Source organism: Psychrobacter sp. NC44 (genome assembly GCF_904846655.1).
In the GTDB taxonomy this organism is placed as follows: domain Bacteria; phylum Pseudomonadota; class Gammaproteobacteria; order Pseudomonadales; family Moraxellaceae; genus Psychrobacter.
Genome location: NZ_CAJHBN010000011.1, coordinates 68,942 through 85,985, shown reverse-complemented (window position 1 = coordinate 85,985; position 17,044 = coordinate 68,942). Strand labels below are relative to the sequence as shown.

13 protein-coding genes are annotated in these 17,044 nt (G+C 41.7%); 3 read left to right on the top strand and 10 right to left on the bottom strand.

The features are described from left to right. Window positions 1-307: 307 nt before the first annotated feature. Window positions 308-1,099, top strand: a complete 792-nt coding sequence (locus JMX95_RS09480) for an inner membrane protein YpjD (protein ID WP_055124689.1) — start codon at window positions 308-310, stop codon at window positions 1,097-1,099. Between the two features lie 123 nt (window positions 1,100-1,222). Here JMX95_RS09480 and purU read toward each other — a convergent pair whose 3' ends face one another. Together purU and JMX95_RS09470 are read right to left on the bottom strand one after the other, a co-directional pair. Then, the gene (purU, locus tag JMX95_RS09475; RefSeq protein ID WP_227676026.1) at window positions 1,223-2,152 is read right to left on the bottom strand and encodes a formyltetrahydrofolate deformylase; all 930 of its coding nucleotides are present in this window, start codon (window positions 2,150-2,152) and stop codon (window positions 1,223-1,225) included. Between the two features lie 216 nt (window positions 2,153-2,368). Then, window positions 2,369-8,029 (bottom strand): beta strand repeat-containing protein, encoded by a 5,661-nt coding sequence (locus tag JMX95_RS09470; RefSeq protein WP_201560669.1) that lies wholly within the window; start codon window positions 8,027-8,029, stop codon window positions 2,369-2,371. A gap of 485 nt (window positions 8,030-8,514) precedes the next feature. Between JMX95_RS09470 and rpmB the strand changes: the two genes are divergently transcribed. Together rpmB and rpmG are read left to right on the top strand one after the other, a co-directional pair. Beyond that, window positions 8,515-8,751 (top strand): 50S ribosomal protein L28, encoded by a 237-nt coding sequence (gene rpmB / locus JMX95_RS09465; protein WP_010201401.1) that lies wholly within the window; start codon window positions 8,515-8,517, stop codon window positions 8,749-8,751. Window positions 8,752-8,884: 133 nt separating this feature from the next. Further along, the gene (gene rpmG, locus JMX95_RS09460; RefSeq protein ID WP_045444249.1) at window positions 8,885-9,040 is read left to right on the top strand and encodes a 50S ribosomal protein L33; all 156 of its coding nucleotides are present in this window, start codon (window positions 8,885-8,887) and stop codon (window positions 9,038-9,040) included. 164 nt (window positions 9,041-9,204) lie between these two features. Here the strand turns inward: rpmG and JMX95_RS09455 are convergent, their stop codons facing one another. The 8 genes from JMX95_RS09455 to htpG form a co-directional block, all read right to left on the bottom strand. Further along, the gene (locus tag JMX95_RS09455) at window positions 9,205-9,516 is read right to left on the bottom strand and encodes a hypothetical protein (protein ID WP_045444246.1); all 312 of its coding nucleotides are present in this window, start codon (window positions 9,514-9,516) and stop codon (window positions 9,205-9,207) included. Window positions 9,517-9,701: 185 nt separating this feature from the next. Continuing rightward, a complete protein-coding gene (locus JMX95_RS09450) occupies window positions 9,702-10,013 on the bottom strand; it encodes a hypothetical protein (protein WP_045444243.1) in 312 nt (103 codons plus the stop codon). Window positions 10,014-10,133: 120 nt separating this feature from the next. Beyond that, a complete protein-coding gene (locus JMX95_RS09445; protein WP_227676025.1) occupies window positions 10,134-10,511 on the bottom strand; it encodes a hypothetical protein in 378 nt (125 codons plus the stop codon). 119 nt (window positions 10,512-10,630) lie between these two features. Next, window positions 10,631-11,323, bottom strand: coding sequence for a ribulose-phosphate 3-epimerase (gene rpe / locus JMX95_RS09440; protein WP_201560668.1), 693 nt, complete (start codon window positions 11,321-11,323; stop codon window positions 10,631-10,633). Between the two features lie 122 nt (window positions 11,324-11,445). Continuing rightward, window positions 11,446-11,727, bottom strand: coding sequence for a TIGR03643 family protein (locus JMX95_RS13800; protein ID WP_372886402.1), 282 nt, complete (start codon window positions 11,725-11,727; stop codon window positions 11,446-11,448). A 318-nt stretch (window positions 11,728-12,045) separates the two neighbouring features. Continuing rightward, entirely contained in the window at window positions 12,046-12,936 is an 891-nt protein-coding gene (gene fghA, locus JMX95_RS09430) for an S-formylglutathione hydrolase (protein ID WP_201560666.1), read from the bottom strand. 228 nt (window positions 12,937-13,164) lie between these two features. Then, complete coding sequence (locus JMX95_RS09425) at window positions 13,165-14,646, bottom strand: C13 family peptidase (protein WP_201560665.1); 1,482 nt, start codon at window positions 14,644-14,646, stop codon at window positions 13,165-13,167. Window positions 14,647-14,992: 346 nt separating this feature from the next. Further along, window positions 14,993-16,993, bottom strand: coding sequence for a molecular chaperone HtpG (htpG, locus tag JMX95_RS09420; protein ID WP_227676024.1), 2,001 nt, complete (start codon window positions 16,991-16,993; stop codon window positions 14,993-14,995). Window positions 16,994-17,044: the final 51 nt, after the last annotated feature.

Genomic DNA, 17,044 nt, shown 5'->3' with positions numbered 1-17,044 from the left:
AAAACAGTCTATTATCAACACTATAGCACCAAGACGACGCCAAAATTATAATGATTTTGCAAATACAGCATTACCAAAGCTTGGCGCGGCGCTTTATAACTTATAGACAATCGCTTTATAAGCTAGGCATATGAGCGCTCATTCAAACAAACTTGGCCAAGCATTTATAAGGAATAAGCAAGTTGGTGCTCAATTGGCACCCATTTTATGATAAATTGGACGATTATTCTAATCATTCCGATAATACCACTTTAGCATTAAATTGAGCGGCTATTTTACGCTCAGTATGAGATGAGGCATTATATCTGTGCACTTTGCATTCTTACTTGCTAGCCTAGCCTATATCTTAGTCAGCGCTTACCTTAGTTGGGCGCTGACTCGGGATAAGCCTATCCATAAAGGCATCAGTTTGGGATTATTGATGGTCGGCATGCTCGCGCATGCGGCGCTACTTTATCCTTATGTTGTGACGCTTTACGGGCTAAATTTCAATCTTTTTAATATCATTAGCCTAATCAGCTTGTTCTTTTTGTTCTTCTATTTTTTATTTTGTTTATATCGCCCCATTGTTAGTCTGGGCATACTGGCAGCGCCAACAGCATTGGTAGGGTTGACAATTGGCTATATTGGCCGTGCGCCTTATCAACCCATTACAAATATCAGTATTGGGCTTGAAGCTCATATATTACTGTCACTTGCCGCCTATTGTGTGCTGCTGATGGCAGCGGTGCAAGCGCTATTTTTACGCCTACAAATACGCGAACTCAAGCACCACTCTATTCATCGTTTTTGGGTGAATAAACTACCGTCACTACAAAGTATGGAGAGTCTATTATTCGATATGCTATTGGTTGGTTTTGTCCTACTAAGTATCGCATTGGGCATTGGCTTTATCTATGTAGAGGATTTGATGGCGCAGCATATTGTGCATAAGACCGTGTTTAGCCTGCTGTCTTGGTTATTGTTTGGGGCGCTACTGGTCGGTAACTGGCGTGCTGGATGGCGGGGCAAACGTGCCGCCAATATGACTATCTATGCTTTTATCCTATTAGCCATCGGCTTTGTGGGCAGCAAGTTTGTGTTAGAGATGCTGATATAAAATCAGCGCTGCAACCCCAATAGGTCCAGAAAAAAGCCGTGAGTATTAATAAATAATACCCACGGCTTTTTTTAACCTTCTGTTAACCAGCACTTCTCAATTTGAAATCGCTTTAATTAAAGGCTAATTAAAAACCACGGTTTTATTACCCGCTACAATCACGCGGTTTTGTACATGCCAGTTCACGGCGCGTGCCAAGACATTACGCTCGATATCACGACCAATAGCGCGCAGCTCCGTCACACCTTGACGGTGAGTGACTCGGTGTACATCTTGCTCAATGATAGGGCCTTGATCAAGCTCAGCGGTGACGTAATGCGCGGTCGCGCCAATGAGCTTGACGCCTTTATCATAAGCCTGACGATAAGGGTCAGCTCCCACAAATGCGGGCAAAAATGAATGGTGAATATTAATGACTTGCATCGGCCAACGTTTGACAAAGTCAGACGACAATATCTGCATATAACGCGCCAACACTAGCAAATCATTGCCTTCCATCAACTCATGAATTTGCTCTTCTGCCTCTGATTTATTGTCTTTGATTACTGGCACATGATGGAAAGTAATACCGAAGTTCTCTACCGATTGGCGCAAGTCTTCGTGATTACTAACAACAGAGGTAATCTCGCAGTCAAGTAAACCTCGCTGATGCCGCCATAACAAATCCAACAATGCATGATCAAACTTTGATACTAAAATACCAACTTTCGTCTTAATCGCATTATCATGTAAACGCCAAGCCATATTATGGCGCTTGGCTACCGTATGCGCAAAACTGGCTTCAAAATTCTCAATAATCTCGCTCAATCCTGCTAAAGCAAACTCTAAACGCATAAAATATTGACCACCCTCATGAGCAGTTGAATACTGATCGAGAGTGATGATATTAGCGCCATAACGATGGATAAACTCAGATACCGCTTGCACGATACCGGCTTGATCACGGCATTTAATCAATAGCGTGGCAGTATCGATTGTCGTCTTGTTAGACAGGTTATTAGATAGTTTATGAGATGAGTTTTTTGCTGAAGTAATCGTTACAGTGTCTGACATAGTGCGCCCAATCAAAAAATTAAACTTGCTACTGACTTTCAATACGGTCATTAGCATAGGAAACCGACTATTCTAATCGCTTTTACCTAACTTTGCTGATTGAGTTGGTTGTATTTCGTTATTGAGGTTATAAATACAAAAACCCCCAACGCGTGGTTAGGGGGTTTTTGCTTGATAGTAGTATGTGATTGAGCAGACTACCTACTAAAGTGTGGTTTATTCGATTGTAATATTTCTAGAAAATCCTGAACCGTTACTATTAACACCTATTGTAGAACCCAAATCAAATGCTTGATTGAAGTCTACAATAAAACTGTTATAGCCTTGTGCTGTTGTCGTTGGACTTACGCCGTTAATAGACACAGAGTAACTGGTTTGATAAGGAGATAACACCACTTTAGATGTGTTTTTCTCAGCATTAATATTGATACTCAAACTGTTTACACACACCACACCAGCATCACCAAACGGACTGGTATCACCAATCCAAGGAGAGAATAAGTTTGGATCCTCTACTCTCAAGTCACTTGCCAAATATGGTAGAGAATAGTTAATACTTTGAGTATTTTCACTGCCATTCAAGAAAGTAGAAGCCTCAAAACGCACTTTTACCCAGCTTGAATAACGAATTGGATAGCGAATCTCAAAGTCTGCACGACCTTCTTCATCAGTCACGAATGAATAACCGTCATCAGATAGTGTGCCACCAATAATTGCTACGGGATTGATAGCATCAAGACTATTGTTGCTATTCACATCTTCATCACTATCTAAAGTATAGTTATATTCAGGACTGTCTTCACTAATAATCCAATCCGTCTTCTGCAGTACAGGAACTAATTCTGCAAAAGTTATAGGTTCAGGTGTATTCACATTACCATCGGTGTCTGTAGTATTGGCCGCTTGATAAGTCACATTGCTATCAAGCAAACAAACTTTACCTTGAGCATATTCAATAGCATAAGACTTGATCGATACTTCTTTATTTGGTACCGCGCGCCCTGAGCCATCCATAACAGATATTGAACCGCGAACCGTGTAATAAATATTATCAGTAGATAAGACATTACTAAACGCTAAGGTTGTATAAACCGCTTCTTTCGATACCGTAATATTAGTTGTTTTGGTGCCAATGCTGGCATTGTCGTTTAATAAGCGAGCATTAATAATCACGCCACCGATAGGTGAGCTGGCATTGGCTTGATATACCACACGCGCCTCGCCTTTGCTGTTTGTCACTGCGGTAGCAGCAGATAAGCGGCCAGCTGATGAATCTGCAGCACGACTGAATACAACCGTTTGCCCTTCTACTGGCACATCATTTTTGTCTTTAACCGTGGCAACAACTTCTGTGCTACTGCCGGGTGTGATGACTGATTTCACTGCTTGAAACAGCATCTTCGCAGGTGTAGTGGCTCTAAAACGGGTATCAACTGTGGTTTGATATTTAAGCGCGCCGTTAGTCATTTCGCCTAGCACAGTTGCCTGTAATACCGTTGTACCAGCAAGCGTAGACGTTAGCACCACAGGGACAGTAATAATATTGCCTTGAATATTGCCTGCAGTGATTGCTTGAGTAACAATCACATTATTGTTAGCAAACGTACCAATCGTTGTTTGTACCTCTACAACCTTACCAATAAGCGCAGTCGCTTGGGCTGGAGAGTCAGTACGGATTTGTACATTAACATTTTGTGCCGCATTGACATCATAGACATCTTCAATATTAATAAAACTAATACCTGCTTGTGATACTTTAACCAAATCAAGACTGCTGGTACTACGCTGTGCAACTAGTGCACGCTCACCAGTGGCTCTGGCAAAAATACGTAAGTTACCGTTATTATCAAAATTCAAATCAGCTTCGTTAATATTAAATACTGCTTTACCATCTACATTACTAGTAGCAGTCGCACTAGAATGGATAATATCACCGTTCGCGTCGACTAACTCCATATCAGCATTGGCAATAGCACGTCCCGCACCATCTACTAATGTGGTCGTGATAGTAGTAGATGCGCCATCTTTTAGATTAGCGTCTGTAGCTGTAATAGTAATTTCTGTACCGATAGCTGATAGGCTTAATGATTTCTCTTCACGTACTTGCATGCTGACTTTGCCATCTGCATCATATTGTGGCGTGACGATTTTTGCATTGATTACTACGCTATGATTTAGACGTGAATTGATAGAATTGGCTGCTAAGATGACGCCAATATCGATCTGACCATTAGCATCAGTAGTTACCATGCTTGGTGTAGTTAAAGCCGCTCCACTTGCTTCTAAAGCTTCGATATTCAGCTGTACAGGCACCCCTGCTAAGATACCACCTTTACTGTCGGTCACACGGAAATTGGCATTAGTTTGATCGCCACCAGTGTTTAAGGTAGGTTTATCCGAAGATGCTATTAGCTGATAACTATCAATCGTAGCCGTATCGACTGCAACGATGTAGTTTTGCTCCAACTTGACATTTTCAGCAGTCGTTGTGGTCGCCGTTAAACGAATGCCATCTGCTAAAATTGCTTGATTAACATTAGCACCACTTTCAAGTGTCAGGTTGAATGTCGCCACACCATCACTGTTAGTATTCGCAGTCCCATTAGAGACACTAACGCCTGTTCTTAAAGGATCATCAACATTTAAACTTACTTCACGATTGGCAACAGCGCCATCTTCATTCTCTAAACGAACAAATACTTTGAAAGTATCACCTTTGGTATTAACGACTTTATTCGCACCTATTGTTAAATTCTCTTTAGTACCGTTTACATCTGGTGTCACAGTTGTGACATTGGCTGCTTGAGTAACAATATTACCGTTAACGTCAGCAGCAGATAAAGCAATACTAATGCTACTGCCGATAGCAGATTTTTGTGATTCAGTTAAGTTGTTTGCCACAGCGATAGTGAATACTGCTTTACCTGAGTTATCAGTGGTTTGACTACCAGATATTAAGGTAACTCCTTTGCTAGCGATAGAAGCTGGTAATGAAAGGAAGATGTTTTGTCCAGTGATAATATTACCTTTACTGTCTTTTGCTACTACTTCAATCTGTGTTTGACCACCATTTAGGTTTAAAGCATCTACTGGGTTAGCTAATAGAGAAATGGCCGATGTCATCGACTGGACTTTGATTTTAACTTGCTGTTGTTTTCCAGTCAGTGTTTCTGTCAAAGTAGCTGTTAATACTTGCTTTCCAAGCGTCTCTTTTTGCGCATCTGTCAAGTTGGCTGGTACCACCACATTAAAACTAACAAGGCCAGTAGCAGTTGTACTTGCAGTAATAGTTGATGATCCAATTTGACCATTCACGGTCAACAAACTGGCCAGTTGTTTATTAGAAAAGGTCAATTTAACAGGCTGACTTGCAATTTGCTCACCAGAAGACTGGTCATTCAACTGGGCTTGTATGCTAGCATTACTACCAACGTTATTGAGGATATAGCCTGCTTGGCTGTTAATATTATTGGTAGCATTCAGAATATTTAGAGTGACCACTGGAGTGATAATAGTGACTTTTGTGGCTGCAGAGCTATAGACAATACCGTTTTCAACATAAGACAATTGATAATTAATACCAGTATTTTTAAGGTCGGTACGTTCAGCGGCTGTTAGATCACTTGGTATATTAACCGCAAATAAGGCATCACCATTGAAGTCCGTCATCGCCGACTGTGTGACAGTGACTCCATAACTAAGTGCCTTTGCCCCCAATTGAATAGTAATTTCTTTATCTGAAACCGGCTTAACGTTGCTACCTTTAGTCGTCAGCTTAACACTGATATTACCGTTACCACCTAGCTCACTGATAGATGGTGTCGCAATAGAAGCAAACTGAATGCTGGTTACTGGCTGCTCAACTTTGATATTTCCTGGCAACCTAGACTGAGTGCCATCCTCGTCCGTTATTACCGCTGTATAACCAATTCCCGACTTTATCAAATTTTCACGTTGCGTTGGCGTTAAGCTTTTGCTGATGCCAATACTAAATTCTGCTATTCCACTACTATCAGTAATAAGCTCATTACCGATAATAGTAATTCCAGTACTTGTACTTTGATCTAACACTAATTTGACTGTACGACTCACTGCTGCACTACCGTTCTTACGTTTACCAGAAACTTGCAGTTTGAACTGTTCTGCTAGCGCGCTAACCGTCGTAGGTAAGCTTTGTGCTGATAATTGGATATCGCTCTGACCTATGTCTGAGCCAATACGAATCTTTTCGCTACTGACAGAGCTCGGTACTCCTGAAGATTCTATGATGCTTGCTGTTAAAGCAAATGCTGTCGCTTTTTCTAACTGTAGTTTCTGATCTTCTGTCAAATTGTTAGGCACTCTTACTGTGTAGCTAACTTCACCTTTACTATCTGTTATTTGCTCAGAGTTATTCTGTAGCGTTAATAGACCAGCATTAGCTAAGTCCTTGGGCAAGCTTGCTGTAACTTTCTGACCTGCAATGATACCGCCGCGACTATTATTAACACGGAAGCTAATAACAGCACTACCACCTAAGCTTGATAGTTCTTTCTTGTTGCTTTCATTAAAGTTGATTTTATATTCTGCAGTAGGTAGATAAACTATGCTAGAAGATGTTTTTGAGGTTGATGAACGATTAGGCTCAGTTAAGACAACCGTATAGCTAATACCGTCTTTGATAAGAGTTTTGCGGTCAGCCTCACTCACAGTCGCATCAACGTTCAAGGTCACATTGGCTTGCCCTTGAGCATTAAAAGTCACTTTGTTAGAGCTTAGGCTCACTCCAGTCAGTTCATTATTAATTTTGATGGTAGCTGTCGACCCACTGATAGCTGTCGGTACTTTAGAATTTTTAGCAGTAGCAGTAATAGCAATAGTTTGACTGTCGCCATAAGCACTAAGACGACTAGAGCTACCAGTCACTGTTAAAGCATAATCAGAGACAGGAAGCGCTGCTTTGAATTCACCTTTAGTTTCTTTAGTAGCGCCACTTTCTTCTGCAATATTTATAGCATAAGCAATGGCTTTACCCACTAGCGCTGTACGGTCAGCGACTGATAATTTATCATCAACTTGAATTGTAAATGTCGCTAGACCGTTATCATCAGTAACTTTAGTGCTACCGCCAACGATAGCAATTCCTTTGACGTTGGCAATACCTAAGCCAACCGCTACATCTTTGACGCGAGCACCTTTACTATTTTTGGCAATAACACTAAGGGTTGCCGTATCACCATATACGTTTAAAACGTTATTGGAGACCGAACTCGTAGTTAACGAAGTACTGATATCAAGCTCACTTTCGATAACTTGGGTACCGTCACCACTACCTTTTTTGCTGACTGAAACTTTTAGCTCTTGCGGTGCAACCGCAGTGCCATCTGCTTTCTTAGCAGTCGCTACTAACGTAAAACCATTTTTTATCAGGTCATCTTTATCAGCAACTGCTTGCGGATTGAGCTTTAATGCATATACTGCATTGCCATCATTGTCCGTGGTTTGGGTGCTTTGACCTTCGATAGTGATACCGTTATTTTCAGAATCCACTACTTTTAGAGTCACGGCTTTACCAACCATCGCTCCACCAGATACTTTCTCAACAGCTTTAACCGTAACGCTAAAGGCTGCTTGCTCATCAGACAACTCAATAATAGTAGGCGCTGTGCTCAGTTTTTGGATAAAGAAGTCTGGCTCGACGTCTGGCACTTGTTCGCCACCACCAGTATTACCATTACCACCAGTACCAGGTTGCGTGACACCCAAATCAGGCGCCGGTGCAACAGAATCTACGGTATCACCGTCACCGCCGCCACCGCAGCCTGCCAATGCTAAAGCACAAGTCAAAGAAGTGAGCTGAAACAGTTTAGAGGTAAAAGGCAATGAGCTATATGACATGTTTTGGACTCCGCGTCAGCAGTAATTTATTCGAGCAAATAAGCGAAAATCATTACACAGAATCATAATAGATTGGTAATGATACATAGATTTACATTAATACCCGTTGTATTAACAGATTGTATTAAATATATAACAGCAACTTTACTGACTTTTGTTATAACTTACAACTAAAAATTAATCTTTACTATTAAATAATCAACAACATAGCCAGCGAATTTCAGGGTATAATAGCCATCCTTTAGATCGACAATAATCATAAAAATATTTGAGTATTCATCTCTTTTATGGTATAAATGTCGGCTTTAAAATTTTCTGAATTGGTACGCTTGTTATTTGCCTTTAGATAACAGCAATATCAACTCAACATTCATATAGTTTTGTTTGGTGCAAAGCTGCCGCTTGCTGTGTCCATGCCGCAAAAACGTGCAACTTGCCCAGACTGGTATGAGAAAAACTCATACCTCATAGATTAGGAGTTCGCCATGTCTCGAGTTTGCCAAGTGACTGGAAAGCGCCCTATGGTGGGTAATAATGTTTCGCACGCAAACAACAAAACCCGTCGTCGCTTTCTACCAAACCTTCATAACCATCGTTTTTGGGTAGAGTCTGAAAATCGTTTTGTACGTCTACGTGTGTCTACCAAAGGTATGCGCACTATTGACAAACTTGGTATCGATAAAGTGTTAGCAGATATGCGCGCACAAGGTCAAAAAGTATAAGTTAAGACTGGCAGCTTAATATCTCGATAATTTTCGTCATTTAAGCTGCTTTTCTGCTACATCTTATGTAGCGACTTAATATTTTAGATCCGTACCTATCGTTTGAAGACCCCTCATTTACAGGAAAGCTATCATGAGAGATAAAATTAAATTAGTATCAACAGCTGGTACTGGGTATTACTACACCACTACTAAAAACAAACGCACTATGCCTGGCAAAATGGAAATGAAGAAATTCGATCCAAAAATTCGCCAGCACGTGATGTTTAAAGAAGCTAAAATCAAATAATTACTGTTATATATAGAATACATTTTCATAAATACGTTCTATATATAAGTTATTTGAAAAAAAGGGTATATCAATTGATATACCCTTTTTTATGCTTGCTACTTTTTATGATGATTATTTTAATTAACGACTACTAGCCAACTTAACAGCAACCCAGCTCATCACTAACTATAGTGCGTCGGCTCTTTGTCATAAACATGCGCATGCCATTGGCTCATCTGCTTTTGCATAATGACCTGAATCGCCGCATGAATCATATGCTGACCTATCGCTTGGGTATCACTACCGAGCAGCTCTTTAAGCTTTTCAGAAAAATCAATGGTCATCAGCGGCGCTTCGTCTTGTTCCGCGTCACGTAACAATAAGCGACCATCTTCTGCCTCTACCAACTCAAGGGTAGTCTCTTTGGCAAATCCTGCAAATTGATCCGTACTTTCGTTATCTACTTCTATATCATTATCGATATCGTATGGCATGAATTGGTTCCTCATTGTCCCGTCTAATACTTGCAAGAAAAATCGCGCACCGCGACATTATTGTTTTACAGTAATACGGGTAAAACTATCTTAGTCATACAATGGACGCTTTGGTCTTGAAATTCAAGGCTTGTCACATAAGTCTTCTACATAAATGCTCTTTGGGTGTGCTATCACTGATAGTATTAGCGCCAGTAGCGTAATTTTGCCACAGTAAATAAGAAGGCAACAAACATACCGAGATAGTACATAAGCTTTAACTCTAATGTCGGATCTCGATATTTAAACGGTAAGGCTACAGTGGCGGTGGCGGTCGGAAATATCAACAGCATAAGCAGCCAGTTTTCGATGACATTGAGCCAGCCTTGTAAATCAGTACCGTTACGCAATGATGCCAGCCCAAGTAGCAAACAGGCGATAATTAAGCTGGTGAATAAGCCATTGGGTAGGTCTTTTGGATAGATGATATTGGCAATCTTGGTCGGTATGATTCTCATGTAAAATTCCAGTCACGCTTGTAGCGCGTGACTTAATAATTAAAAATTGTGTAAAAACAGCCTATCATAAATATTGCAGTGCACTATTTACCAAACAGCTTTATCTCTGCTCATAAGACTCTAACTGTAAGTACCCATTAACCAAAGCATCGATATACAAGAGGTTAAATAGCCCAAGCTAATAGCATTCCAGCTCTCTATATGCATGCCTTTGACTTTGTTAAGTATCTTAGAACCTAGCCAAAAAAACAGGGGAATGCCCAGCATAAATGCAGGCACAATGACCGCAGCATGACGTAATACTTCACCAGTATCATCACCCACCATTAGCCGAAAGCCGTAACCTGCCAGACTTAGAACCAAGGCAAATACAGCCAAGCCAATAGTGATACCCTTTGGCACCAAGCTGCGTTGCTGTGTCTCATTCTGAATTGGCTGCTCAGTGCTTTGCCCTGACTCAGGTAATTCTGACGAATTGATTGAGTTTTTTGTGTCCATATTTCACCTTTACGTAACTTGCCGTTATGCATTGTTATCCGTTATACAGCACATTTTGCTACTATTCTGTTATGACGAAAATGACTGATGAACGCATTTACGATCACATAAGAGCGTGGTTATTCGTTACCATTAGCCAAAGCCAGCTCAGCACGCATAGCATCAATAGCCGCTTTATAGTCATCTTGGTTAAAGATCGCCGACCCTGCCACAAACATATCCGCACCCGCTTCGGCAATGGCTCGGATATTACTGGCTTTGATACCGCCATCTACTTCTAATCTGATATCACGACCACTGGTGATAATGCGCTGACGGACTTGGCGCACTTTTTCTAACGTGCCTTCAATAAATGACTGACCGCCAAAACCTGGGTTGACGCTCATCAATAAAATTTGATCTACCTTGTCCATCACATAGTCTAAATAATGTAATGGCGTTGCGGGATTCAATACTAAACCACATTCAGCACCGCCATCTTTGATCAGTTGTAAAGAGCGATCAATATGCCCACTGGCTTCTGGATGAAAAGTGATAACACTCGCACCTGCCTCCAAAAACTGCTCAATCATGCGGTCAACTGGTGATACCATCAAATGCACATCGATTGGTGCATCAATCCCATAATCACGCAGCGCCTTACAAATCATACTACCAAAGGTGAGATTGGGTACATAATGGTTATCCATTACATCAAAATGAATCACATCAGCACCTGATTCCAACACCCTTTCAACTTCTTCACCTAAACGTGCAAAATCAGCTGAGAGTATTGATGGAGCGATAAGATAAGGTTTAGAAGGAATAATCATAGTTGAGCTACCTGATTCTGTTAAAATAAAATACGAATAAAATACGAATAAAATGAAAAGAAACTAAGGACTGGCTTAAAAAAACTGTGCCTTTAAAGCAATAATATTAAGAACTCAAACTACTAGCGCTGCTTATACTGGGTTTTGCAATAAGCACGACCGACATCGAAGCCTCGCTTAGCTTGATGTTTGGTCGCGCGATTACTGACACGCTGACGCCATAAGCGAAAAGATGACGGCTTTAGCGTTTGGCGCATCAGCTTAATCACGCCTGCTTCATTGAGACCATAGCTATGCTCTATCGCCGCAAACGGTGTTCTGTCCTCCCACGCCATTTCTATTACTCGTGAGATTTGCGCGTCATCTAGCACTTTATCACCCGACTCATTGACTACAGTTGCGATAAGCTCATCTGAACGTGTCTGTCTGTCATTTGATTCAGTACTAATATCAGCATGCTGATTATTTTTTAGAGCCGCGGTCATATCGGCTTGCATGGTCGCAAGCGATGACTGAACGGTTTGCTGCTTACAAGCCAAACCATCGACTACTAATGCTGTCAGATTACTTGCCATAAAACATTACCTTTAAAGATGCTTAACAGATATTCAGCCAACTTTTATTTTATATTAATCTATTTTATATCAATAAGTACGCTTGACTAAATAATCAGCGTAACTGTCTGTCAATTTATCGATCAGATCATCATTCTAATACTGGGCTTAGCTCATTTGCGCCATACGCCAGTGATGTTCAATATGATCGTTAATCACCGTTTGGATAAAATAGTAGCTATGATCGTGACCCGCCTGATAACGCAAGGTCAAGGGCTGATTGGCTTTGTCACAAGCGCGTTGCAATTTGGTGGTTTGCAGTTGACCCTCTGCTAAAAAATTATCAGCCGCGCCTTGATCCACTAAGATACTTGCATACTGCTGTCCTGATTTTTCAATCATCTGCGCAGCATCTGCCTGCGCCCATCGTGATTTATCATCGCCGAAGTATTCTGTATAAGCGGCTTGCCCCCATGCCGACTCACTGGCCGCGCACACAGGCGATAAAGCTGAGACACTCACAAACTTGCCTGGAAACTTAAAGCCCAATAGTAATGCTCCGTGACCGCCCATCGAATGCCCTGTCACGCCGATACTGTCAATAGGAAATTCTGAGCGTAACAAGTCATATAACTCATCAACGATATAGCTTTGCATATTAAAATGCTCTGACCAAGGTGCTTGCGTCGCATCGACATAATAGCTGGCACCCTGACCGACAAAATAGCGGTCGTCGTTTGGCACATCGCTGTCATCACTACTTCGAGGTGATGTATCAGGGGCGATAAATATCATGCCAAGCTCGCTGCATTTTTGCTGAAAATGCGCTTTGTGGGTGACATTATCAGCATTGCAAGTGAGACCTGATAAATATAGAATCGCAGGACAACGGCGACCAGCAAGCGCTTCATCTGGCAGATAAATGCTAAAGGTCATCGGCGTTTTGGTCGATAATGATTGATGGCTATAGTAATGCTGCTCACCATCGAAACAGCGGTTGACGCTGATCTGCGTGATTTTTGAGTTAGTAGATAGACTGTGTTTATAAGAGTTGTTCATAAGCGACATCCTTTTTATCCAAAGTAAAGTACACGATGACTTATAAAAAGCATTGGTAAAGTAATACTAGTACTTCTCCAAACTCACTTAGTACTCAATCATTATACCATTCACAAGAATTAAAGTAGTAAGGAAAGCGAGTGTCAGTATTACAGATTCTAGACTGAACGAGCTTAATACGGCTCATCGTGATTTTTGGGTTGCGGGTTTGGGGTTTACTGTTAGTTGTTAATTGGCAGTGATCGCAGTATTAGCCACTGGCTGACCAGAAGCACTATCCTCTACGATATTAATGGCGATAGAATCACTGTCATTAATAATGCTGGCAACTGGTGGTCGGGTTTTATCAAACAATACTTGTTCGAACGCTGGCAAAGCAGTCTCCATCAGACTACCAATCACCATCTGCGGCTCTGATGGTTCAAAACCCATCGCACTTTCACGCTCATTCACACGCAAACGGGCAGCTTTAAAGGCAGATTCAAAACTGGTATTGCTACGCAGGCTTTCAGCAAAAAACGCTTGCCCAAAATAGGTCATCTCAGCAGTATTGGTACAGCCAAACGATGCCTTATCCACCGCTGATGCGGTAATCACCACCGTGGTTGGAGAGGCCAATTCATCGATAAATGAGCCTGAATAGCAAGCAGATACCACAATCACCCGCCAGCGAATACCTGAAGCGTCTAGCGCCTCCCGTAACCATGCGGCGTCTAGATTCTCCATTGCTAATGGTGGATTTGCTAATTGAATGATATTTTCGTTGCCGTGTGAAGACAAGGTTAGGAATAACACATCCTCATCGGCATTCATCTGCTGACCAATTTTCTTTAATCCACGCAGAATACTGGTTTTGGTAGCGATTGGCTCATCAAGCCAACTATAAGTATTGTTGATCAACGAGAGTGAATGTCCACTAGTGCCAAAACGCACATCGAACAGCTCACGCACTTTATTAATCTCAGAGCGAAAAACGTCTTGACCAGAGAATCCTGCCACACCCATAAAATACCAGTCGGTCTTGCCTGAAGTGCTGGGATCGATACTGTTTAATGCTTGCTGTAACAAACGAGGCTGCTCGTATAATGCCGCTTCTGCTAAAACAGGCTCTACAGGAATCTGCTTAAATATAGGCTGGTCCGCGACATTACGCTGCCAAATCGTCAACAGTGCGACTGCACCTACCAATACAATGACCCGCTCCCACCACGGTATACGTAGACGACGAGAAAAAATCCATAATAACGCGAGCGTCTGCCATAAAAACAGCACCAAAAACAGTATGGGTAAAAGTGAATAGCTCCAATCTGGCAACCAACCATAACTGCCTAAAAACTGCACCAAACTTTGTAATAGTGCAGATAAGGTATCAGCCACTAACCACAATACCACGGGCACAAACACCAACGTTTGATTGCCAGAACGCCGTGCCAAAATGATGCCGCCCAATAAAATTATCATCGGCCAAATCAAGTAGCTGACCAACCCTTGCTCATTAAAGATACTGCCATTTTCCGCGGCTAACCAAGAAAACAGTACATTACTACCGAGTGCCAATAGTGCAAATACGGCAAACTGGATAAAGGTAGGTTTTACCCAAGAAAACGCGCGCGTCGACCCTACTAGCATCCACAAGGTTGCAATAATATTGGCAGCGAAATTGAGCGAAAAACGCTGAAGCGATACGGTTTTTAACGACGCAAGTGACAAAGACTTAAACCTCTAGCCAGTCGAGAAAAGAAAGTGAGTTGATGATGATTTTTGGTGTGGCAGCTACCTACGAAATGTCATTAATTCACATTTTTTATATAGCATATGGACATCAAGATTACATGCAATTCACAATGAGATGATTTTAAGAGACGAATAGCAAAGACTAAAAATATGACTAAACAGTTTAGCTCGCTAATATAACGCGATTGTAACGGATTGTCGGTCAAGAGGATAAGGCTGATTTGTAAAATTCGCTTAAATTTGGCTAAGAACATATAAAAAAGGAGGTCTTGAATACAAGACCTCCTTTTTTCTCAAAAATGACTGTATCAAAGACTCACTACTATCTCATCAAAAGCTCATTCACACGTTTTAGATAAGCGGCTGGATCATCTAACTGACCGCCATCTGCTAACAATGCTTGGTCAAAAATTACTTGCGCCAATTTATCAAAATCGACGTCAGATTGCTCGCTAGTCTCTAACTTTTTAATCAATGGATGATCAGGGTTGACCTCTAATGTCGGCTTGCTTTCTGGCACATCTTGACCCATTTGTTTAAGCATCTGAATCATTTGTGGTGATAGCTCACCTTCACCAACGACCAAGCAGGCAGGACTATCAACCAAACGCGTCGATACTTTAACGTCTTTGGCACGTTCGCCTAACGCTGCTTTAAGTTTATCGACAACAGGCTTCATGGTTTCTTGCGCTTTTTCAGCTTCCGCTTTTTCAGCTTCGTCTTGCAAATCGCCCAAATCAACGGCACCTTTCGCGATATTTTGTAGCGGTGTCTCATCAAATGAGGTCAAGAAGTTCATCGCCCACTCATCAACACGGCTGGTCATCAAAATAACTTCGATGCCTTTCTTTTTAAACAGCTCTAACTGTGGGCTATTTTTAGCAGCCGCTAGATTGTCAGCCGTTAGATAATAGATGGCTTTTTGACCCTCTTTCATACGCGCTTTATAGTCTTCAAAGCTGGTGGTCACACTATCCTGCGTACTGGTCGCATAACGTAGCAATTTGGCAATACGTTCTTGATTGCCCATGTCTTCGCCAACGCCTTCTTTGATAACGTCACCAAATTCAGCGTAGAACTGCGCGAATTTTTCTTGCTTATCACTGTCTTCACTGTTGGCTAGACTGGCCAGCAACGTCAAAATACGACGCGCGTTACCATCACGGATTGATTTTACATCACGCGACTCTTGTAATAGCTCGCGGCTGACGTTCAATGGCAAGTCGGCTGAATCAATGACCCCTTTCACGAAACGCAGGTACATTGGCAATAATTGCTCAGCTTCATCCATAATAAAGACGCGCTTCACGTATAGCTTTAGTCCATGCTGCTGGTCACGAGTATATAAATCGACAGGGGCTTTTTTTGGAATATATAGCAGCTGAGTATACTGCACACGGCCTTCAACACGATTGTGCGTCCATGCTAGTGGCGCGTCCATGTCATAGGTAATATTTTTATAAAAATCGACATACTCATCATCTTCAATCTCAGAGGCTGAACGTGTCCATAGCGCGCTGGCTTTATTGATAGTTTCCCATTCGTCCGTTAAGACCATTTGACCATTGGCAGGCGTGTCGCTTCCTTCTTCAACCTCGTCTTCTTGCCAGATTTCTTTACGCATCTGAATCGGTAAGCTGATATGGTCTGAGTATTTATTAACCAACTGCTTAATTTTTCCACGGTCTAAATAGCTGTCTTCACCCTCAGAATATTGCTCTTTTAAATGCAAAGTAATGGCAGTGCCACGAGTTTCTTTAGTGATAGGCTCAACGGTAAAGCTACCCGTACCATCTGATACCCAGCGCACGCCCTTATCCGCAGGCTCGCCCGCTTTACGTGTTTCAACGCTAATCGTATCGGCAACGATAAAACCTGAATAGAAGCCAACCCCAAACTGTCCGATTAATTGACCATCTTGCTTTTGTGATTCAGACAGCTTGTCTAAAAATGCTTTAGTACCGGACTTGGCAATCGTACCCAAGTTTTCGATGGCATCAGCTTCGTTCATGCCGATACCATTATCGGTAAAGGTGATGGTTTTGGCATCTTCATCGACAGCAATGCGAATGCGCAGCTCGCCATCGTCTTCATAAAGACTGTCATCATTGGTCGCTTCAAAGCGCAATTTATCACAGGCATCAGAGGCGTTTGAAACCAGCTCACGCACAAAGATATCAGAATTAGAATAAAGCGAATGGGTCACTAGATGTAGCAGTTGCGCTACTTCCGCCTCAAAGGTATGTTTTTTTAATTCAGGGCTGCTTTTATTAACATTGATGCTATCAACTTTTTGGTTATCAACTGGGGTCTGTTCACTCATAAAAAACTCCTTTAATTTATGTCAAAAACGTATCATAAAATAGCAATCATT

Excerpts from the sequence above, each read along its gene's own strand:
- purU (WP_227676026.1), bottom strand. The coding sequence starts at position 2,152 with ATGTCAGACACTGTAACGATTACTTCAGCAAAAAACTCATCTCATAAA.
- JMX95_RS09470 (WP_201560669.1), bottom strand. The coding sequence starts at position 8,029 with ATGTCATATAGCTCATTGCCTTTTACCTCTAAACTGTTTCAGCTCACT.
- rpmB (WP_010201401.1), top strand. The coding sequence starts at position 8,515 with ATGTCTCGAGTTTGCCAAGTGACTGGAAAGCGCCCTATGGTGGGTAAT.
- rpmG (WP_045444249.1), top strand. The coding sequence starts at position 8,885 with ATGAGAGATAAAATTAAATTAGTATCAACAGCTGGTACTGGGTATTAC.
- JMX95_RS09455 (WP_045444246.1), bottom strand. The coding sequence starts at position 9,516 with ATGCCATACGATATCGATAATGATATAGAAGTAGATAACGAAAGTACG.
- JMX95_RS09450 (WP_045444243.1), bottom strand. The coding sequence starts at position 10,013 with ATGAGAATCATACCGACCAAGATTGCCAATATCATCTATCCAAAAGAC.
- JMX95_RS09445 (WP_227676025.1), bottom strand. The coding sequence starts at position 10,511 with ATGGACACAAAAAACTCAATCAATTCGTCAGAATTACCTGAGTCAGGG.
- rpe (WP_201560668.1), bottom strand. The coding sequence starts at position 11,323 with ATGATTATTCCTTCTAAACCTTATCTTATCGCTCCATCAATACTCTCA.
- fghA (WP_201560666.1), bottom strand. The coding sequence starts at position 12,936 with ATGAACAACTCTTATAAACACAGTCTATCTACTAACTCAAAAATCACG.
- htpG (WP_227676024.1), bottom strand. The coding sequence starts at position 16,993 with ATGAGTGAACAGACCCCAGTTGATAACCAAAAAGTTGATAGCATCAAT.